The sequence below is a fragment of the Paraliobacillus sp. PM-2 genome, from assembly GCF_001368815.1.
Lineage (GTDB): Bacteria > Bacillota > Bacilli > Bacillales > Amphibacillaceae > Paraliobacillus.
Map to the genome: position 1 here is coordinate 1,447,776 of NZ_CTEI01000001.1, position 24,154 is coordinate 1,471,929.

At 35.7% G+C, this 24,154-nt stretch carries 8 protein-coding genes; all 8 read right to left on the reverse strand.

Annotated elements, in window-relative coordinates:
- Positions 1–151 precede the first annotated feature (151 nt).
- Complete coding sequence (locus BN1058_RS06925) at positions 152–5,584, reverse strand: discoidin domain-containing protein (protein WP_176694455.1); 5,433 nt, start codon at positions 5,582–5,584, stop codon at positions 152–154.
- Positions 5,585–5,726: 142 nt separating this feature from the next.
- Entirely contained in the window at positions 5,727–11,294 is a 5,568-nt protein-coding gene (locus tag BN1058_RS06930) for a discoidin domain-containing protein (RefSeq protein ID WP_141652126.1), read from the reverse strand.
- A gap of 473 nt (positions 11,295–11,767) precedes the next feature.
- Positions 11,768–15,925, reverse strand: coding sequence for a family 20 glycosylhydrolase (locus tag BN1058_RS06935; protein WP_176694456.1), 4,158 nt, complete (start codon positions 15,923–15,925; stop codon positions 11,768–11,770).
- 530 nt (positions 15,926–16,455) lie between these two features.
- On the reverse strand, positions 16,456–19,101 hold the full coding sequence (locus tag BN1058_RS06940) for an NPCBM/NEW2 domain-containing protein (RefSeq protein WP_090854823.1): 2,646 nt from the start codon (positions 19,099–19,101) through the stop codon (positions 16,456–16,458).
- 309 nt (positions 19,102–19,410) lie between these two features.
- A complete protein-coding gene (locus BN1058_RS06945) occupies positions 19,411–20,634 on the reverse strand; it encodes an amidohydrolase (RefSeq protein WP_141652135.1) in 1,224 nt (407 codons plus the stop codon).
- A gap of 51 nt (positions 20,635–20,685) precedes the next feature.
- Positions 20,686–21,963, reverse strand: coding sequence for a purine/pyrimidine permease (locus tag BN1058_RS06950; RefSeq protein ID WP_090854829.1), 1,278 nt, complete (start codon positions 21,961–21,963; stop codon positions 20,686–20,688).
- Between the two features lie 246 nt (positions 21,964–22,209).
- Positions 22,210–22,551 carry a hypothetical protein gene (locus BN1058_RS06955; protein WP_090854831.1) on the reverse strand — a complete coding sequence of 114 codons (342 nt, stop codon included), beginning with the start codon at positions 22,549–22,551 and terminating at the stop codon, positions 22,210–22,212.
- Positions 22,552–22,746: 195 nt separating this feature from the next.
- Positions 22,747–23,979, reverse strand: a complete 1,233-nt coding sequence (locus tag BN1058_RS06960) for a Zn-dependent hydrolase (protein ID WP_090854836.1) — start codon at positions 23,977–23,979, stop codon at positions 22,747–22,749.
- Between the last annotated feature and the right edge of the window lie 175 nt (positions 23,980–24,154).

Genomic DNA, 24,154 nt, shown 5'->3' on the forward strand with positions numbered 1-24,154 from the left:
TAGTATGATCCGCTCCCAGCTCAATTATTTTTGTTTACTTTTTATCGTAAATGAAGCAACATTTTTTAAGAGAAACCCGACTATATAACGAATGCCGAGTTTCTCTTATACTAGCTTTTATTGCATTTCATATGTTCCTTTAACTATTATTCTACGATTCTCTTCTGGAAATGTAAGTAATAAACACTCCAGCAATTAAAAGTAGTAAGCCTAATAGAAGCCAGTTAAACATGGATGTTGCTGTTTCTGGCAATTCATCATTCGTATTTTTGTCATCTTTTACGACTACATCGTCTGTTTTGATTACTTCGAGATCTTCCATTGCCGATTCTAAGGTTTCCATTATACTGCGAACGTGTTGTTGAGATTTTACTGTTTCTAGTTCAGCTTCTGCCTCAGTAATTGCTGCTTGTAAGGCTTGATAGGAATCTTCTGTGTACTTGCCATTTTTATTAGAGATAGCTTTTACTTTCTTTATTAATGCATTTACTTCTTTCATATCTAGTTCATTATCTGGGTCTGGATCTGGATCTGGGTCTGGATCTGTTAGTAGTTTTAATCCCTTTATCGCATCTTTTAATTCTACAAGTACATCATTTACCTCCGTTTGGTTTGCACTTGAATCATGAACAATATTTTCTGCTTTGGCAATCTTATCTACTAACACACTTACCGTTTCGTTCGTGTATTTACTTACATCCACTGCTTTTGCTTCTGCTAGCTTAGCCTCTAATGCTTCTGTGTTTACGGATTTAACTTCTAGTTTATTGAAGATAGCTTCGAAGTTTTGATTGTAATCAGAAAATACTTCATCAATATCCTTCTGGGAAGCGTTTGGATTTTCATAGAGATCTACAACTTTTTCTTTCAGTTCATTAAATCCAGATTTTTTCAGGCTTTTACTCGTATATAGCTTCTCATCTACTTGCAATATAGCTTGATAAGCTGTTGCTAATTCCGTAAAGTCTGATGCACCTTTTACCTTCGTATGCAATTTAATTTCTGCAGCTGATGCAAACGTATTTGCTGGATTTCCATAGGTTTCCTTAATATATAACCTGAAAAACTTAGCTTCAACTGGCTGATCAAACGCAATCAATGTGTTACCACCGTTCTCCATTTCTCCTGCTTTCAGTGTTTCCCAGCTATCATCTTCATTTGTATCAGAAACTTGTAGTTCGTACTTCTTCACATTTCCGTTTCCGTTTCTACTTACGTATTCATAAGCATCCACTGGTCCAACTTCCGGCATCTCTATCGTTATCCAGTGAGGAGGTTCAGGTGTTGCCCCATTATATTGTGTGTGCCACCATGTAGATTTTTTTCCATCTAGCACATTATCAGCAGAACCTTCATTTGCTCCGGCCTGTTTCTCTTCTGAATTTGCATAAGCCTGATATTCTGTTCGATCTAATTCTTTATATCCCTCAGTTAATTCTAAATCATTAAAAGATTTTTCAGCTTCATCATATGCGATTGCTTGATTCTTTACTTCTACTTCCCCTACCTGCATATTTGTCTCTTTACTACCAAGTGTAATAGTACCTTTCGGTAAAGTGAATTTATCTTTTACATATTTTGAGGAGACTAATTCTCCATCTACATAAAGCTTTAGCATGCCGTTTGCTTCTCTAACAGCTTTTATATCATGTAGGTTCCCATCATTAATTTTCCCTTTTACTGTTTCAATGGTAGTGGTTGGTTTGTAGGCATCTGTCCCAAATGTGCCTGATGCCTTTTCATCAACAGTAGTTATAGTGGTCTTTGAATTTATCACATTGTCTCCGACAGCAAAGGTAAGAAATCCATTGTCGTCAATGTTAAGCGCGTAAGCACCTTCTTGTTTCAAAATGGACTGGTTTTTCCCAGAAGCCCGAAGTTTTAATGATATGGAAAAGTCTTGTTTTCCAACCAATGGCGTTTGGTTATTAAAAGTATACGTTGTGTGCTTCATATCAAATAAATCAAGGTCAGGTCCATCAAAACGGATAGCTTCTAAACCTTCTCCATTTTTAATATCATCACTTTCAATTAACTTCGCAGCGTAACCATCTTCATACTCCAAAAATGTTTTTGTATCCGTATTTTTACTACCCCAGATAGTTTCAACAGTAAATGCTAACGTATTTTCTTCTTTAATCTTCTTATTAGATGTAAGATTAACTGTACGATAGTCTTCTAAAATAGTTACATCTGTCGATTGACCATTAATTGTAAAGGATGAATTTTGAATTCTTTGATCAAACTTAACTTGAAGATTGTGATCTCCTGTGTTCTTTAAAGATACAACCTTAGGGATTGGCTTATCCATTTCTGTAAATTGATAAATTCTTGATTCATGAGGTTCTAATGTGACTTCAAGCGTATCACCATAATTTTTCGTTTCCACACTCGTTTCTTCAACTCTAGGAAGTATTTGAACCATTTTCGCATTTGCTAATTCAGTTGATACGCCTACTTTGTTATCCAAGGTTAATGTATAGGTTTGTTCTTTATCACTAGCGTTTCTAAATGATACAATACCTTCCCCATCATTCCAGCTCGAATATCCATAAACACCACCTTGATCTGGTCTTTCTCCAAATAATTTTGCCTTTTCAAGTATATCGAAATTACTCTCTGCCCAATCTAAGACATCTGCGGTAATTCTCCATTTACCATTATTCATCATACTTGGAGAGAAGTATAGCTCCCAGAATGCTGTACCTCTTGTCGCATTAATCATTAAATAGTTTCTAAAATCATCATCACTGAACTCAATGCCTGCTGAAACGCCGTAGATCGGATCATGATTATATACATTTTTTAATGGGAATTGTAAATCATTTTTCTTAAAAATATTAAAATACACATTGTCTCTATAAGACATCATTTGTTCTGCTTGTGTTCCGCCATAGGTGTCTAAGAACCCATTGTCACCAGAATCCTGAATCCAGACAGCGTTTGCCCATTGAAGCAACCAAGGACTCGGATTCACATAACATGTTAGATTTAAAAATAAATCTCGGCCTTCATCCACTCGTTCTTGTCTCATTTTTTCAAAGGTTTTAATCCATGTTTCCCAAAGGTCTGAGGTATAGTACATCCCATCATCTCCACCAACCATATGGTCATTGTTTTCATCTGATGATGGTCTTAATGCAAATCCATCTAACTTCCAATATTCGATATCAAATCGATCTTGATAATCTAAAAATAATTTAGTTAAATTGTTTACATATGTCTTTGAACCGACATCTACACTTTTCCAATAATCATTTGTTACGTGTCCAGTACCATTCTTTTCTAAAAATTCAGCAAAACCACCAAAATAATTATATCCACCTTGAGGCCCCAGCCATAGTCCAAATGTTGATTCAAAGTTTTTTGCCATTCTACTTGCTGTATACAATTCATTAGGAAACTTTTTATTAAATTCCCAGAATCCTGTTTTATTATCGTATGGTAATTTAGTCTCTTCCCCGCTGGCATTAACCGTCTCATAAGCATTCCATCCGTCATCAACAACATAGGAATCTAATGGCTCTACACCATTTTTACTCAATTCTTTTTCTGTACCATAAAATGATTGTGCAATACTCTCATCCGTAATATCCATCATATTGTCATACCAAGAGTTGTACTGCTTCCTAAATTCAGTTGTCGTAGCTATTTCCTCGATATACGCAAATAAATCCGTTTGCACGACATCCTTTGCAGTTCCAGCCGCAGCTCCCATCACACTATTCCACGTGGTAAAAATTCCATCTTCATTAAGCTGATTGTCTACAGCTAACTTATTAAAATCTTTTCCAGAGTAGTAGCGAACCTGCATACTGTTATCTACTACATTTGTATCTGAAGCTGGAAATTCCGATCCAAAAAACATACCATTTGCATAGATAGGTTGACCTAAAACGAGTTCGTGTTTTCCAATCCACATGGAAGAAATTTCACTCAATGGTGGATGGTGAAACAGCCCTTCGACTTCATTAGGCAGTATGAATTTATCCACATCGATATAATCAATGGCGACTTCCTTGTTTGAAGATGCAATTTCTAAATTACTTCTTAAATATGGAGAAGCGTCTTCCACAAACACATTATATTTAATTGACCAGGTAGATTCATCGTTTTCGTATTCTTCAAATATAAATTGAACTTGTTTACCTGTTTCGTAATTCACTTCTTTCACTTCTTTAATGGTCAAATCACTTGCTTTGATTACATTTTCCGTTGTCTCCTCTTCCTGCTTAACACTTGTTGCAATTTTAAACCGGTATGGATCCTCATAAATATTCAACTCTGCTCCAGTAAAGGATATATCTTCAGATAAAGAACCACTTAATTGGATTATACGTAAATATCTGGCTTCCCTTGGTTGATCTAGACTTGCATAAACCAAATCTCCTACATTAAAAAGATTATCTTCTTTATGAAGGTTAAAATCTTCTTCGGTAAATTCTGACTCTCCAGCGTCAGTCCAAGTTTCTCCATCGTCACTCACTTGAAGCTTAAATTTTCCGATGGTTCCATTTAATCCCCATCCATCTTCATGAAATCCCGGTCTTTTCTGGTAGCTAAAAGAGCCAACTGTTTCCACTTCACCCATATCCACAGTCACGGTGTACGGCCATTCTTTAGCGCCGTCATAAAAATCTACGATGGTACTATCGTCTCCATCAATTAATTGTGATCCACTTTTTTCTTTTCCACTTGTATCTGTTACTTTTACATTCCAATCCGTACGGTCAATAACATTTTGTGGTGTGTTTTTTAAGGTATCTTCAAATAAAAATAGTTCTGCACCAGTAAAGGAAATATCATCAGAAAGTGCTCCACTAAGCTGAACAATCTTTACATATCTAGTAGTTGTAGGCTCTGTCAAGTTTGCATATACCGTATCACCTACATTAAAAAGTTCACCTTCTTTATGGAGATTATAATCATCCGATGTAAACTCGCCAGATCCTGCATCTGTCCATGTTTCTCCATCATCGCTTACTTTTATTTCATATTCACCTATTGTTCCATTGGTCCCATAGGCCTTATCTTCGTAACCCGGTCTCTTTTGATACCCAATAGATCCAATTGTCTTTTCTTCCTTTAAATCAATAATCACCTCGTATGGCCATGCTTTACTTCCATCCCAAAAATCTACATAGGTGCTGTTATCTGCATCAATCATATCTGCACCATCTTTAGATTCACCTTTAGAATCGTAGACATTCACTAGCCAATCTGTTCGTTCAATTTCATCTTTAGGCTTCTGTGCATCAGGAATACCTACATCAGCTACTTTAGATGGCTCTTCTGGCACCTTATCTTCAGAAGTCAAATGAATTGAAAAATCCTCTGAACCATCTTGTGGTACTAAATTTTTCTCAATTCTTTTATTTTCAACTACTTCCGTTTTTAATTTAGAATTTGTTAAATCAATGACCCTTTCAATGGAGTTATTCCCAATTTCCACTTTATTTTTGGTAATGTTAACAAAACTTGATCCCGCAGCTGAGACTGTGTTTTGATTAAAGTTATCAACAATTGGAAGCATAAGTTGGGCAGTAAGTACAACAGATGAAATAATCAAAAATGCCTTTTTCAATGTTTTCCCTCCGAACCTTTTTATAATAAACAGATAACTTAATATTGATAGAAATAGGAATGGGGTTCCCATTCCTATTTCTCATTCATTAGGTTAAAACATCAATCAATGATTCACATCACAACTATCATCGCTTCACCTATTATTCTTTTATTCTTTTTCTTCTTATAGCAACATAAGCAACGATGATTCCTGTAACAGAAAGAAGTAAACCAACGATTAGCCAATTATACGTAGATGTAGCAGTTGATGGTAATTCCTTATCCTTGCTATCATCAGATTCTCCCATTCCATCATCCGTATCCGTTGTCACAAGATTATCCAACGCAGACTGTAACGTATCCACAGCTTGATCCAATGCTGCTTTTGTTTGAATGCTGTCTAATTTAGATTCTGCCTCGGCGATTGTTGTTTGTAATGCTTGATAAGAATCTTTTGTGTATTTCTCATCTTCATTAGCAATAGCCTTCGCCTTCTCAATTAATTTTTCTAACTCCGTTACATCTACATGATCACCTTGGTTTTGATCAGATTTTTTCTCTAAATGATCCATTGCTTGTTGTAATTTAGTTAATGCATTTTCTACCTCTGATTTGGTTGCTCTTGCTTTTGCAATAACAGCTTCTGCTTTAGCTAACTTTTCATTTAAAGCCGTGACACTTGCTTCCGTATATTTTTCTTTATCTATTGCCTTGGCTTCTTTAACCTTAGATTTTAATTTTGATTTATCCACTTCTACTACTTTTTCTTCCAGATCATCCAATGCAGCTTGTAATGCTGCAATTGCTTCTTCTACAATCTCTTTAGTCGCGGTTGTATCTGCAAGAACTTTTTCAGCTGCAGCTTGTTTTTCTTTTAAAGTATCCACACTTGTTTCTGTGTATTTACTCTCATTAATTTTTTTTGCTTCTTCTACCTTCGATTTTAATTCAGATTTATCTACTTCTTCTACTTTTTCTTCTAGCTCATCTAATGCAGCTTGCAATTCTGCAAGTGCAGCATCTACCTCTTCTTGAGATGCATCTTCATCTGCAAAAACAGTCTGTGCATGAGTAAGCTTTTCATTTAAAGTAGTAACTGTTTCTTCTGTATATTTGTCTACGTCAACAGCCTCTGCTTCCACTAGTTTGTATTCTAATTGAGACTTATCTACCTCTTCTGGCTTCTTTTGTAGACCTTCAATCGCAGCTTGTAGCTCTCCAAGCGCTTCATCTATCTGAGCTTGCGTCGCACTGTCACTTGCTACGACATCTTTAGCTGCAGTAAGCTTTTTATTTAAGGCGTTTACTGTTTCTTCCGTATATTCAATTGTGTTAATCGCCTCTGCTTCTGTTATTTTTGACTTTAGTTCTGCTTTATCCACTTGGACAAGGGCAGTAAACTCTACTTCAGCTACAGAAAGCATTAGTGGACCGCTATGCGATTCTTCAAAAACAATATCGATTTTCGAGAATTTCGTCCCATTAGGAACTTCACTGACAGCATCATCAATGTTAAAAATTACCGATTCATCAGTTGAAGCCACATTCTTTGTACCAAGATCATATTCGTTATTATCTTCATCGTAGGCTTTAGCACTTAGAACTTTGAGCTTTCCATTGGTATATTGTGGACGATTGTAAACTTCAAACTTAGAAATTTGCTGTGGTTCTTCAAATTCAAAGTGTACATCTAGTGGCAATGAAATGCCATCCTCAGGAGTAAGGCGCCATTTTAATTCCGCTAGTGAACTCTCACTTATTTCTCCATCAATTAATCTAGCAAATGCATCATCGCCATCCTGCATCTTGCTACCATCACCGCTTACGATAATGTCTTGATTTGTTAATAAAACTTCTACTAAATCAGGATTTTCAGGTTCCTCTGGTTCTTCTGGATCATCAGGATCTACTACTTTTCCTATTGTGTCGATCGTATCGAAGCCAGTATTAACTAGCAAAGATCGTGTAATTGGTATGTTAAAATCGGTATCCTCTAATGACTTTAACTTTATTGTTGCTAATGTTTCTGTACCATTTAGGGTTTCTTGTTTTCCTTTATTTGAGAATGCAGCCATTACACGTTGTTCTGCATTTCCTATCCCTGAAAGTGTGGAATAATCTAGCATATCTTCTGTTACCTTTGTAGGTAATACCTCAATCAACTCATACTTATCTGAGTTAAAAGTTAGTTCTAAATTAAAGGCATTAATATCATTTAAGTCTTTTCCGACAATATCTACAGAAAATTCTTCTCCAGCTTTCAACTGTTTCTTATCTGGTTGAATATTTATTGCCCCTTTAATATCTTTACCTGTATCTTCAAGTGGTGTTTCACCTAATTGTCCTGCAACATACATGAGATCATAAGCATCAATCACACCATTGTAATTAATATCTACCTTTGATACTTGATCCCAAGCTGTATCTGTTTGATCCACACCCATATAGCTTGCAAAGAAGAGTAAATCTTCGTCATCTATTGATCCATTTGGTATATTCTCCCCTACAACTACACCTTCTGTTTTATCTTTCTTATACGGACGAAACTCTTGTGCGCTACCAAATCCACCTACAGCATCTGTTATTGTAAGCTTTATATATCGAGCAGTAACAGTTTCATCAAAGGTAATCGTTTTTAAATCACCATTTCTTTCGAATGTTCCCTCTTTTATAATGTTTTTGTACGTTTTCCCATCTAGACTTACATCCATGTCATATTCTAAAATGGTTCCATTTCCTGCATCTGTTCTTGGCAAATACTCAAATTTATCTAACTGATAGGCTAATTTCATATCAATGGTAAACGTATGTGGTAATACATTTCCATCAAACCATTGCGTATGCCATAACGTGTTTTCATTTCCGTCTACAGCTAAGGAAGGTTCACTACCTGGCTGATGACTGTTTGCAGTTGCTGACATATCTTTAGGAACATTTCTAAATCGGTCGAGGTTTGTTCGAATTTGTATCTCATCAGACCAATCGGATGCTCCCTTTGAGTTTACTGCACGAATTCGATAGGCATAATCTGTATCACTATTTAACCCTGTATGATGATAATATGGTACTTGCTCATCATCTTTCATTGAATAAACATTTGAGTAAACAACACCGTCAATCATTAAATCATACGTGACATTTTCACCATCAACTTGATCCCAATTTACCGTAATAGCGTTATCACTTATTTTTTCATCATTTGCTCTTAAATTACCTGGAATATTAGGTACTGTTTCATCAACTACATCTTTTTCTTGGATATTGTTAAATCCATCTACGGTTAGCACCACTTCATTGGCTGTAATATCTGTCTTTTCAACCTTTACGAATAATTTTGGTGACGTAGTAATTTCCTTCTCTTCAAAGGTCGAACCTGGTGTAGCATATTTATTTAAATTCGGATGCTCATTATAGAAGTACACATTATTACCACTGTTGTATGCTTCTTCTGACGTAACTTCTTGTAATGTGATTTCTTCTCCGCCTACAGTAACCGTAACGTTTTGTGGATCTTTTCGTGTATTCACTAAGAATTCTGTTCCTCGTTCTTTCACCATACCGTCGTACCCTTTTCCTTTTGCAGTACCAACGGTGATAACTGCTTGATTATCTGTAGCCTTGGAGGTAATTTTAGTTCTTGTATTCTTTCCTTCTTTATAATCGATCGTTTTTCCATCATCTTCATACAATGTAAACGTTGATTCTCCAGAAGGATAAATATCAAATATTCTATTTTCTGATCCATCTAATCCATTGATAGAATTATTTTCAGGTGCCATCGGAATAATTGCACCATTTTTCACAAATACTGGTGTCTTCCAAAGTGGAGCATCAAAATTGTTGACCACTGAGCCACCTTGATATTGATCACCTGTGAAATAATCAATCCAAACCTGATTCTCATCTGGTAAGTAAATCTCATTTCTTACTCCAGCTGCATGATCATCACCGTCATAGACTGGAGCTACTAATAAATTTGGTCCCCACATATATTGATATTGCGTTTGTGTACCATAGGTATATGGATCTTCTGGGTATTCTAACATCATCCCTCTAACCATTGGCATTGACTCTCGCGTTGACTCTTCAGCAATCGTATAAACATATGGCATCATTTGTGCTTTTAACTTTAAATACATGCGATTAATTGATGCGTATGGTTCTCCATAATTCCATGGATCTTTCTCATCATTTGTAGATGCCCATCCATCCATATCAATTTGAATTGGTGTAAAGGCTTTCCACTGGTGGTCTCTTGTTTGAATAACTGCATCTCCGCCAAAGATTCCATCCATATCAGAACCTACATTAGGATTTCCGGATAAACCTGCACCAATGTATGTCGGAATGTGCATTCGAATATATTCCCAGTTTCCGCCATACTGGTCACCTGACCATAACGTAGAATAACGCTGTGTACCTGCCCAACCATCAACAGTGATAACAAACGGGCGAGCACCACCTGAATTTTCCTCTTTCATAATACCCTCTGCTGCTTGCCGAGTCGCATTTAAAGCCATGGAATATCCTTGCCCTACCCAAGCTACATCTGTTTTTATCGCTCTTGTTCCTGCTTGCACTTCTCCATTAAGATCTCTTCGCAATGGACTATCTTCTGGCAAACTAGGATCTGGATAAAGATTACTTTGTGTCCACAAACCAACTTCTACCTGTTCATCATCTGCTTCATCAACAAATTTTTCAAGATTATCCAGACCACCATACCCACAACCATAACCATCATTTGGCAAAAACCAACCTAATGGCATATCATTGTCCACATATTCATTCAACTTATCTAGCCCTTTTCCGAGTAATGTCCGCTCATCTCCTCGGCCATTATGCGTACCATTAAAACAATCCGCATGACCTAAATAGAAACCAAATTCAGGCATAAGCGCTGCCTTACCCGTTAATTCTGTATACTCATTGATTATTTCGGGGATAGCATCCTCTACAAAATAATAGGCATCAAAACGATCTTCTTTGTGGCTAAAGGATGCGGTCTTTGAAAAATCATATACCCCTGGTTTAAAGGTGTTACGCATCACGCCATACCCTTCCGTACTTAAATAAAACGGAACAGGACTTGATGCAGCTCCAGCATCCCATCCACCACCTATAGCAATATTAATCGTATTATTTTTATGAGCGTAGTAGCCATTTTGTTGTCCACCACCATAAAAATATTCACTATCTTTCGTTTTTAATGTTTGGATTGTCTTATTCCCATCATATTTCAATGGTTCACTTTCACTCCACAATAATTCTTCCTTATTTTTATTATATAGACTCATTTTTGAGGATTCTTTTTCAATTCTTAATTCTACTGCCTTCGTAGAAATTTTATAGTAGGTATCATCACTATCATCAACTGTCACGTCAATCAGACCGTATTCCTCTTTGTATTCATTAAAATCTTTATCAACCATTTTTGTTACATGGTCAGGACTATTAGGTGTTGGATATTCTGGAAATTCCCCTTCCTTATCCAGATGGATACGTAATAAATTGTCTTTTAAAAAACTTATTTTCATTTCCTCACCCGTTGACAATTCCAAGTAAACATTACTATCCTTCTGTGTAATATTATTTATTGTACCGATTGTCATAGGATCATTCTGGCCTTCAATTGCTTTAACATCTGTTGCCGAAGGAATACTAAACAATAAATATCCTAAAAGCAACAGTCCAGCTAATTTTTTAAACATATTAAAATTTTTATACAACCTGACACCTCCATTACCAAATGTTAATAAGAACTTATTAATGTTGAATGGAATATAACTTTGTAAAGTACCTTCTTTAATTATGGTTTCTTCTAATGATGTTTATTTACAAATTATGTACTCCCATAACAGCTGAAGTTCCATTCTCTAAAGATTAAATTAATACCGATCCCCCTTTCCTTTTAAATTCATATAAATTAAATTAAATTTATATATCTAATACAGATAACTACATAACAATTTTAATAAGATTAGTGATATAAAATTGTTAGTTAAAGAAAATAATTCAAAAACAATCGTCCTGTTTTCAAGATACTAGAATCAAAACGAAAATATGCATACCAATCTTTAACAAACTATTGGCATTTTTGTTTTAATAAGAAAACGGGCATGAGTATCCTGTATCTATGGATGTACTCATGCCCGTTTTGTATTATTCTTTTAATGATAGTTCTTTAGATTCATTGAATCTATCAACTTTCTTTCTGCTTTTTTCGTCTAGTAACAAAGATGGATATTCCACCTAAGCTTAATAAGAGAAGACCCATAACTAGCCAATTATAGATAGACGTCGCTGTGTTAGGAAGCTCTTTATCCTCATCTTCCTCCGCTTCATCTTCATCTTCATCGGTATCATGCTGATTTTCTTCTTCTTTACCAGTTTCATCTTCACCAGTATCGCCTTTATTCTCATCACCATTCTCATCTGGATCATCTTGGTCATCTTCGTCATCATCAGGCTTTTGCTCTATTTCTTCTAGATCATCTATGGCTGTTTGTAACTTAGATAACATATTGGTTACTTCTTCTTGATTAGTTGCATTTTCCAACACATTTTCAGCTGAAACGATTGTATCTTGTAATGCTTGGAAACTTGCTTTTGTATACATGTCATCTGTGTTTGTATAACTTTTAGCTTCAGTAATCAAATCCAATAGTTCGCTCACATCAACTTCTGGATCAGGTTCCACATGTTGATCAACTAATGTAGTTAATCTTTCAGTAGTTTTATCAACTTTTTCTTGATTTGCAATCGCATTATTCACCAATGATTTTGCCAACACAAGTGTATGGAAAAGATCCTCATTTTCAGCTGTTACATTCTCAAATGCTAATTCTTTAGCAACTGCTTCAGCTTTGGCAATAGATTCATTTAAAGCTGTCTTATCGACATCTTGTAGTACGAACATTTCATACAAGGAATAGACTTCAGCATTCATGAAAACCCCTTGAAGTTTCACATATCTAGCTTTTACCGGCTCATCAAATGCCACAATAGTCTTGGCAGCTGTATTTCCAGTTACTGTTTCTGCAACAGTGAAATTCTCTCCATCATTAGACACTTGGATTTCAAAAGAATTCCCTGCCTTTTGAGCCCACCAATGTAGTTCAACTCCATCTAGCTCTCTTTCTTTCTGCAAGTCTACCATTAATGAATCATCAGCATTCCCTGTACCTTCCCACATGGAATCTGGCTCGGTATATTCGGTTGTACCTTCAAGATCTAAACCATCACCATCAAATGCCTTCCAGCCAACATGTAGCTTCTTCCAACCTACATCCCAGCCTCCTTGGCCAGGTCTCTGAGAATCATAGCTATTTGGCATGTTTTGCGCAACATTTGCCTGGTCTTCAATTGTACCAGCTATAATTTCTGGTCTTAATGCTTTATTATAAACTTTTATATTTGCAATATTCCCTTTAAATCCTTCACCAATTTTTTCTAATGGTAGAGGGAATGATCCATAGGTATTATTACCACCTATTGCTTCAGCTTTATCCAATTTATTTGCACTTATAATTTGCCCATCAACGTAGAGCTTGGTATTTTGTTGTGTTCCTACGACCGTAACATGAACCTTTTTATTTAATGGAACATCATAGCCAAAATCAAACGAAAACATTTTTCGATTGTTTGAAATGTTTCCATTCTTCCCAGCAACTTGTAACCTACCATCATATCCAGAGAATATAGATGCTTGTGCATCATTTTCCTCCGTTATCAATAAATCAAATTCAGCTGTGTACGGATATTTAATCGTTTTTAATGGTGTAGTCATTACACCTTCTCCATCAAAAGAGCCGTAAAATTCACCATCAATTTCAGCTATTTCCACCCCATCTAATACAGCATCATAACCATTTCCACTAGCATCATAAACCTTCTTATCTGTAGCATTTTCAAAATCAAATTCCATCGCTACCTCTGTTTTGCTATCAATATCCATTGCAATTGCTGTTCCTGGTCCTTCTTCTAACGTTTCTACTCTTGTCCAGTAATCTTCAAAAGGAACTGTATCTTCTTTATCACTCCAAGTCTTTTCAGCAATCACTGCCATTGAACGGAAATGGCGATCATTTGTATCAGATTCTAAAATACCTCTTCTATTCTCATCACCCCAAATAGCCGTTTTAGCACCTAAGAGTAGTGGCTCACCTCGAAGTACATTATCATTTGCAGCATCAAAATTATAAGGCGTCCAATTCTCATACGTATACTCATAGTTCATCACGTCTCTGCGATCGCGCCCAGGATTTCCGTAAACCCAACGATTAGATGCATTAATAATCTTATTCCCTCTATCAATCTCAAAGTTTGGATCATCATAACCATTTGACCAAATATCAATAACTACATCCTCAGGAACTGCATATGACCTGTTTCCCCACATTCTTACTGTTTTCCCTGCATCGTTAGCAATATCATATAGATCGCTAATATAGTTATCTACTTCAGCATCTTCTGCTGCTGTTGCGCCCCAATATTCGTCCGCACCGATATGTACGGTATCACTTGTAAATACTGGATCTTCACCTGTTACATACTCTGATAATAAAGTAGTAATAAATTGTCTTGCTCTATCAGCATTATCCCCAACCAAATCCAACAGTTGGAAATTTCTTGGGTTTTCTGTTCCGCCTTCTAACCATCCAATGTTATCAGGATTTTTATGCGCATAACTATTAAATGCTGCAGAATGTCCAGGACCATCAATTTCTGTTATCATATCTATTCCATAGTGATCAGCATTTTTCTGCCATGTTTTGTATGTTTCTTGTGAATAGTGTGGATCACCAAAAACATCATAGTAATAATTAAAATCATATTTGGTTGCATTTCTATCATTTTTTGTTGTTTTTAAACTTGGAAATTCTTTACTTTCTAAACGAAACATCCCTTCAGGTAAGTTCTCCCAACTCGTTCCACCACCGAAGTCATCATTTATATGCATGTGTAGTTCATTTAACTTATACCATGTCATCATTTTTATCGTGTCTTCGATAAACTGTTCACGTTGTGGATTTCTTGCTATATCTGGCATAATTCCTCTAATTTCAAATTTAGGATAGTCTCTCATAATTCCCATCGGAATCGTGTCATGTGTCTTATCTAACCAAAGTATTTGCTCTAATGAAATCGTTCCATATAAAGCACCCGTTTGAGTCGTTGCTTCAATAATGATTCCATTCTCATCTGTATTAATCATATACCCTTCATTACCAGTTCCATAGGTATCTGTATCAGTTGTTTGAATAAAAATATCATCAGCACCGTACGTTGTTCCTGGTTGTACAGATAACTCCATTCCAGTTATATCTAGTAGATCCGCTTGCATATTATTCGCAACAAATTCTAGGCCTGTAGAATTAGTATCATTGTAAATAATTTTGGATGCTGGTGTTAATTCAAAATCACCCTCAAATCCATACCATTCTTGTATCTCTGGTACTACTCCTGGAATCTCGTTATGTGTCTGCGTTGTTTGATGATACGCAGCATAATTTTCATAATGATCAGGTACAACGACTGTAAGATTTTTCTTCGCGACATCACTTTCATCATTCTTATTTTTCACTTCAATTAATAACGAAACTGTTTTCTCTCCAATATTGTGAGACGTCACTGTACCATCATTAGCAATGGTCTGTTCATCATCGGAACCTTTAACATATATAGAATGACTCTCTGGAACTTCTGGCAACTTCACCTTCGTATCCGATGAGGATAAGGCTTCAAGCTCCGTTATTCCCTCCAAAATATTTTCAGCTGTTAACTCAGGTTCAACCAAACCATCCTGTGCCCCATAAATTTCAATTTCTCTCACAGAAATTGCATTCCCCCATGCGTTCGTATTCATTTCATTAAAATAAACACGCATATACCTTTTCAATTCCAATGAAGTAAACGTATCAGTTGGATTCTGTTCATTAGATGAACCTTTACTTTTTTGATCTACTGTTTCCCATGTACCATCCTCAGCTGTTGCAGAGGTTTGGATTTCATAATCAGTACCCCATACTAATTTGTAAAAACTTATCTTTATTTCATCAGCAGTCGTCTTATCTGCTTCTAAATCAATAGCTATCCAAGATGGTTCTTGAGGTCCATCCGATCCTTTCATTACGTTTCCTGACCATCTTGAATTATCTGATTGTTTATCTCCATCTACTGCCATTTCCCCTGTCCATTTCCCATCAACTTCAAGTCCTGAAACGGTTACAGGTTGATTTAATGCTAAATTGGCTTCTTCAGCAGATGTAGGTGTAGATATCACTGAAGAGAATTGACTGAAAACCAATAAAAAGGCAAGAGTCATATAAACTAAACGACTAATTTGTTTCTTTTTCACCAAAGCTTTCCCCTCTTTCATTTTTAGTTACTATACTGGAACAACAATTTCAACTGAACGTAAATAGGCTGTTCATATCTATACATTATGTTGTTGACCTTTATTACTAAAAACCATCTATGGAAGCGTTATCATTTTTCTGCATTTTTTTTTGAACAACTTATTTTGTTTTCTATCATTTGTCGAAATTGTAACTATAATCAATATGAATAGCATAAGTAGGTAAACATTAGCTATTTAAAGCCTTCTTTATTAATTATTCCCCCTCTCTTTAAGATCAATTTTTTCGTCTTTCCATTTTCACCCTTTTAAACCACCTCCTTTAAAATCATTTGATTTCATGCAAACAAGACAATGTGAAAAATCCGTTATTTTTAATTGAAACTTAACATAACTTTAATGCAAATGTTGTCGTTTTTTATCTTTTTTATTTTTTGCTAAACATTATATGCTTTTCTTGAATCATTGAAAAAACGGGCATGTGCAAGATTGCATAAACATACCCGTAATTCCCCAAAAAATTCTTAAACTTATAGATGTCGTCTTTTTCTTTCAGTTAAAAAATAAACCGTTGTGATTCCTGCGAAAATCAGAAGAAAACCTATTATCATCCAGTTAAACATTGCTGTTGCTGTATTTGGAAGTTCAGTATCTTCTCCTTCTATTTCCTTATCATTTGATTCTTGATCCTGATCATCTGGTTGTTTGGTCAGTCCATCGATCGCGGCTTGTAGCGCTGCTAGTGCATCTTTTAATTCTTGCTCTGTTTCGATGGTTGCTTGCGCATTTTTCGCTGCTACAATTACTTCTTCTAAGGCACTAAATGACGATTCGGTATATTTACCCGTTTCATTCGTGTAGCCTTCCGCTATTTCAATTAAGGAAGTTAATGCTGCTTGATTAATAGTTAACCCATCGATTGCGGCTTGTAGCGCTGTTAATGCATCATTTAAATCTTGTTCTGTTTCAATCGTTGCTTGCGCATTTTTCGACTCTACAATCGCTGCTTCTAAGGCACTAAATGAGCTTTCTGTGTACTTACCAGCTTCATTCGTGTACCCTTCCGCTGTTTCGATTAAGGAAGTTAATGTCGCTTGATTAATAGTCAATCCATCGATTGCGGCTTGTAGCGCTGCTAATGCATCTTTTAATTCTTGCTCTGTTTCGATCGTTGCTTGCGCATTTTTCGCTGTTGCAATTGCTTCTTCTAATGCACTAAATGAGCTTTCTGTGTACTTACCAGCTTCATTCGTGTACCCTTCCGCTGTTTTAATTAAGGAAGTTAATGTCGCTTGATTAATAGTCAATCCATCGATTGCGGCTTGTAGCGCTGTTAATGCATCTTTTAATTCTTGCTCTGTTTCGATCGTTGCTTGCGCATTTTTCGCTGCTACAATTGCTTCTTCTAATGCACTAAATGATGATTCGGTATATTTACCCGTTTCATTCGTGTAGCCTTCCGCTATTTCAATTAAGGAAGTTAATGCTGCTTGATTAATAGTTAACCCATCGATTGCGGCTTGTAGCGCTGCTAGTGCATCTTTTAATTCTTGCTCTGTTTCGATGGTTGCTTGCGCATTCTTCGCTGTTGCAATTGCTTCTTCTAAGGCACTAAATGACGATTCGGTATATTTACCCGTTTCATTCGTGTACCCTTCCGCTGTTTCGATTAAGGAAGTTAATGCCGTTTGATTAATAGCTAAACCATCAATCGCTGCTTGAAGCGCAGCTATTGCATTATTCACCTCTTGGGCAGTTTCTGGATTTGCCTTCACAGTTTCTGCATCCTCAATTGCTTGTTGTAACGTATTATAAGAGTCTATAGTATAAATATTTCCTTCATTAGAAATATTTTCCGCAGATTCAATAGATCCAGCTAAATCATCTATATTAAACGACAACCATGCATCAGCCCAATCGCCATGATCATTACCGTTACCATTTCCTCCATCCGTTACAATTAGTTTAAGTTCGTTTACACCTTCAACATTAACATCAATTTTTTTCGTTTCTGAATTAACGTTCATATGCCCACTATCATAGGTTTTTGTACCGTCTGCCCAAACCTGAAAAACAATTCTTGCATTTGCAGACGTTTGTTGATCATCTACCCCCACAAAAGAAGTAAAATTAGAATATTTTCCATCTAAGTTATAAATTACTTCTGAAGGAGCATGAACACCCAATCCTTTATCAAACACTACTCCATTCAAAGTAAGTGGTGCACCATCACCTGTACCTTGACCACCATTACTTTGATCTTTTTCTACTGGCCCCCACCCGTTAGCTTCAGATTCCCAATCTAAGTTACTGAGATAGACACCTTTTTTCTTTAACTTATTTAGTGATAACTGTAATTCCCCTACTAATTGATCAACTTGAGCAGGGTTATTAATCGTATCAAGAGACGTTTCAACGGTATTAATCGTACTTTGTAAAGCTGTATATGAATTCTCATCATATGTTTCATCTATATTAGAAACAGCCTTAGCTTCTGTTAATAAATTTTCTAATTCTGTTGTATCTAGGCTTAAATCTGGATTACCAGTCATCTCTACTAATTGTTGATCAGATAATGGTTCACCATAAACCTCTGCCTTATAAATATCACCAGAAAAATCATATTCATCTCCTGATGATCTTTCGGTATGCCCTAATTGTGCACTATTTGCTTCGGTAATCTTACTTAAGAATTTAACTGGAGTACTTGTATCTTCATATACTAACCCACCATCGTAAAACATCTTATACCCTTCACCTATCGTTGCTTTAAATGCAACCGTATGTAAAGTGTTTGATTCTACAGATAATGAACCAACGGATACGGCATCATTTGTACCTGCATACCTATTTTCTACCCCTACTTTCGTTGCTGGCCATGCATATAAGTGAAAATGATCATTCGCTACTTCATTATTACTCAGAGAAAAAAGTGACATAATACCTGACCCTGAATGATTAAAACTAATCACAATCGTTCCTTCATCTAGCTGTTTTAATTCATCAACATACGTATTTAAATTTGTGAAATTATTACCACCAATGGATTCATTCTCCACCCGCAAAACTGGTTCTATTCCATTATCAACGGCTAAAGTCCGCATTATTGGTACTGTAATCATTGCTACGACAGCTACCAATAAAACTACTTTTAAAAAACTTTTGTGCCAATTCATAAATAGGCCTCCCTGTTTATAATCTCAAGGAAATAATCTAGATGCTAGACGACTGAAAAATAATTTTTCACTGGTCTTTTTATGAAGTTGTCAACATTTCCTATGTTTTTCGTATTAAAAAACAATTAAATTTAAAACCACCCCCCCTTTTTTTAAAACGCTTACATTTATAGCGAAGTATTTATTCACCTCCATTCTTACAAACTGGTTAAAAAAGACCAGTCAAAATAGGTACTTCTACTCAAATAATATTCAAGCTAAATCATTTTTTTTCCTTCTTTTTAAACAAATTCTTCACTATTTTGTTCATCACTTACTTAAACTACCTGCAACAATGTTCCCTTTATAAAAAACAACTTTTCTTTCGGAACGTCTTGCAATGGTCTCTGCTGAACAACTTGCATCAACTAAAATCATATTTGCCTTAACTCCTGGCTTTGGCCAAGCCTGATTTCCATCTTGGTCTAACGATGTTATTCCCCCAGTTATATAACGTAAAGCCTGTGAAAGGGCAAATTCGTTCGTCCATCTGTATTTTTCAATTAAACGTCCAACTCTCTCCAGAATATCTCCATTTCCAGTCGGCCACCAAGAATCAAAAATATTGTCATTTCCAATCATCACTTCGACACCACATTCATCGAGCAAATCTACAGGCACCCCTCTACCTATTGGAAGACTTGTAATAATTGAGATGCCTGCATCCTTCAACATATCTGCCATACTGCGTGCTTCTTCCTTTGAAACATCTCCTAATCCAAAGGCATGACTAATAGCAACTCTTCCTTCCCACCCAGCTTGCTTTGTTAAATACGCAAAACGTTGCATGGTAAAAACACCTAAATGACCCGGATCATGTAGGTGTAAATCAATATCTGCGTTTCCTTCAACTGCTATATCAATTAACTGTACTAAAGATTCCTCAATATTATTATCCGCCGTAGCCGGATCTACCGAACCTACAATTCCTGCGCCACTTCTTACTGCTTCTCTCATTAAATTTACTGTTCCGTTTCCAAGCAAGCCATGCTGTGCAAATGCTACAACTTCAGAACCAACTTTATCATCATATGAATCAAGTGCTCGCTTAACACCTTCAAGATTCTGAAGCTTTACCTCTGGATAAATATCAACATGCGTCCTTACATGTGTCGATCCAGCTGATAATAAAACATCTAATAACGCTTTGGCGCGCGCCTCTATACTTGAAGATATTGATGCTAAAATATCTTTTTCAATTTCACATCTTTCTAAGACACCATTAGCTGGTCTACTAGCTCTCCACTTATCCCCCATGTATGTTTTATCTAAATGAACATGCTTTTCAACAAACGAAGGAATTAATAACAAGCCCCCAGCATCCTTTACTTTACTATTAGAAGGTATTTCTTCTAAACAGTCTACAATTCTACTAATCTTTCCTTCACTAATAAATAAATGTTTTATCTCTGTTTCTGTACCAATAACTTGTCCATTGTCTTTTTTATAACCGATCTCTAACCGTACATTTTTCAACCAGTAACTCATAGTAATCATCCTTTCTATAATTAAATAGCCAGTTCATATGTATGTTGTCTTTTTAATTCACCTCTTTATCTTTAAAAACTGTTCAAGGGAAATTGCCATTATCGTTCCTATTAATAATCCATTCGAAAGTATATACTGAAAAACTGTTGGTAAATCACTATAGATTTCCCTAGGAATGTTCATTGAAGTTACTCCTACGACAAGTGAAACGACAATTATTATACCGTTTCTTAAATCAAATGGTTGTTTCCTTAACGAACGATATGCAATACCATACATTTCAATCAGCGTAGCTAATAGTGCAGCACTGGCAACTTGTAGTGGAAGTGATGATAGTATACCTACAATACTAGGAAATAATGAGATTGCAATTAATAATCCACAGGCAAAAATAAATGGAGTTATTCGATATTGCTTTGTTAACTTTACAAATCCAGCAGTTGCTGGTAACGGAACTATACCTACGGTTGAAAAAATAGAAGTTAATAAATGTGTAATCCCTCCAACCCATGTTCCAGAATATAGTCTTTCTATATATGGCTTCTGGGAACTAGGGATAGCTTCTTCAATCGAAGAGATCGAAGCAATTGTATTTGAAATTAACAAAAATGTAAAAAGGATTGCAGTAATTACAATACTTATATTCATCTCCGGAAATCCCCATACAAATAATTTTGGTAATTCTATTATTTCTTTTGATATTGATAAAGAACTCGCATCTCGTTTCAAAATGGCAAATAGTAACCATCCAAATAAAATACCTATTAATACAGCATAACTTTTTATCCATCCTTTTCCCTTTGTTGATAAAAGAATAATAAGAAAAAAGACCATTAATGATAGCATAAAGCTTCCTAAATCCATTTGACTCTCATTATCAATAGCCATCCCCTTCAGAAAAACACCACTTAGTTGTATGGCTAATATTAATAGAAATGTACCTGTTACTATTGGAGTAAACAGGAAGACGATGCTTCGAACCCATTTTGTGATTCCTAATAAAAATAAAATTAATCCAGAAATAAACAAACCTGCCATCAAGATTTGTAGGACCTCCGTCATAGATTTTCCTACCTCCATGCCGATACTGGCATAGATAACGAAAATACTTACCCAAGATCCAGCAGGTCCGTCAGCAATCGGATAACGATGACCAAATTTTGCTTGTATAATTGAACTAAGTCCAATAATGAAAAACACTCGTTGCATAAGTGAAGATATCTCCGCAGCTGACAATTGAAAAATATCTCCAACAACAATTGGAATTGCAATAGAATTAGCTAGTAAATAAATAAACCACTGAAATATACTTAATATTTTATTCTCTTTCTTCATTAGATATTTTTTTCACCCTCCACAAACCAGAATCATCCTTGTATTTTTACTATAACGGAAATGATAAAATTCGGCATTAAAAAAACCGGATTTTATCTATTATAATAGAATACAAAAAAATGGCGCCCAACGGACACCAAAACCAACGTCTTTATTAAATTTTCAACTGGTCCTGTTTATTTTTTTATTTATATAATTGCTTTTCAAAAAGTTTTCTTTTAAGTCTAGAGGACACACACTCAACCTTTAATAGTCTAATTGCCGCAAATAAAGTAGGAGCTCATTGTCTTTCCAGCCTTTTAAGATATAGTTACGCATTTTACTATCAATTTTCTTTTGTTGCTTGCTTCCTTTGCTAAAGAAATTAATGATAGCAAAAATAATTCCTCCACCAATTGCTGCACCACCATGTGATCCGAGTTGCAATCCCATAAGCTCTTTTTCAGTAAAGGGGAGCTCTGTATTTTCTAGGAATTCCTTCTTATATTCTTCTTTAACAATAATATAAGATTCCTTATTATTTAAAGCAGTAAGTAGTTCTTCGGCATTAATTACTTCTACATATTCATTGCTATCTTTCCATTCCATTCAATATCATCTCCTTAGGAAAAAGTAAATCAGATATTCTAATCACTTTTCATTTTAAATTTAGACCTACTACTCACTACGAAATATCTGAGCATAAGTTTCATTTACTCATAAGAATCTAGACTTACTATTGATCAATAATGGAATAGCAATATGAATTGCTTTCTGGTTTGTACATTCATTTTCGATTAATCTTTATTCTTCTGCCTCTGTTAATTGCTTCGCTGTCTGATAGAAAATTTCTACTGCATTTGCAATATCTGCGGCATCAGACCATTCCTCAGGACAATGACTCAAACCCGCTTTACTTGGAATAAATAGCATCCCCACTTCAGTAAAATCAGAAAAGACCATCGCATCATGACCTGCTCCACTATTAATGGAACAGTAGGAGATATCTTTATTCTCGCTTTTCTCTTTTAGCAGTGATCGGATCGTTTCACTAAGCGCTTTTGGTTGAACATATAATTTTTCTTCTATATCGATTTCAATTCCATTACCCTGGTGAGCCTCAACACTTTGTTGCATTTGTTCAATCACATGCTGTACATTTTCTTCTTTACCGGAACGAATATCCACTGTAAAGATCACCTTGTCTGGAATAACATTGGCCCCATTTGGAAAAACATTTAACTTTCCTGTTGTTAAAACTGTTCCATTTCCTTCTGCAATCGCAAAACTAGGTAATTCACTAATAATCTTAGTTGCTGTAACCAATGCATCAGATCGCTTATTCATCGGTGTTGTTCCAGCATGACCAGCCTGGCCTTTTACAGTGATATGATATTCGGCTTGCCCCACAATGGATTCTACTACACCAATTGGTATATTTTTTTCTTCTAAAACAGGCCCTTGCTCAATATGCAATTCTAGAAAAGCCTTCATCGTTTTAGGGTCTCTTACTTTAGGAAGCGAAGGATCTAACCCAATTGATTGCATGGCTTCTTTCGGCGATATGCCATTCTTATCTTTTAACTGACTGAATTCCTCTTCACTTAATTGTCCGGTTATTCCTCTGGATCCCATTAATCCACCACCAAAGCGAGAACCTTCTTCTTCCACTAATGCAACGATTTCCAATGGATAGGTTGGTTTTATATTGTGCTGGTAAAATAGATTGGCAACTTCAAGCGCAGCCACCACTCCTGCTGGTCCATCATAGGAGCCACCATTTGGTACGGAATCAAAGTGTGAACCAATCATCACACTCGGAGCGTCTGGATTACTACCAACTAATTTACCAAAGATATTACCTAATCCATCTTCTTTAACATTCAGACCTGATGCCTTCATTTGTTCTTTAATATAATTTCGGGCTTGCAAATCCTCTTTACTGTAAGTAAGACGGCTTGTTCCTTTTCCAGGTGTTGAAGTAAACGTTGCTATGGTCTCTATATGTCTTTCAATTCTCTTTTGTAAGTGTTTCATTATAACATCTCCCCTTTAAAAGAACTCTAGGAACAGCAGCTACATTCCAAATATAATATGTATCCCTATATTTCTCTTTCATCCGAAATGAAAGAATATTCAAACATAAAATATGATAGCATGATAATATACTTGTTAGATCTAGTCAATTATTTCTCGGGAAATATACGGTTCT

Coding starts and splice junctions, on each gene's coding strand:
- BN1058_RS06950 (WP_090854829.1), bottom strand. CDS start 21,963: ATGAAGAAAGAGAATAAAATATTAAGTATATTTCAGTGGTTTATTTAT.
- BN1058_RS06960 (WP_090854836.1), bottom strand. CDS start 23,979: ATGAAACACTTACAAAAGAGAATTGAAAGACATATAGAGACCATAGCA.
- BN1058_RS06955 (WP_090854831.1), bottom strand. CDS start 22,551: ATGGAATGGAAAGATAGCAATGAATATGTAGAAGTAATTAATGCCGAA.
- BN1058_RS06940 (WP_090854823.1), bottom strand. CDS start 19,101: ATGAATTGGCACAAAAGTTTTTTAAAAGTAGTTTTATTGGTAGCTGTC.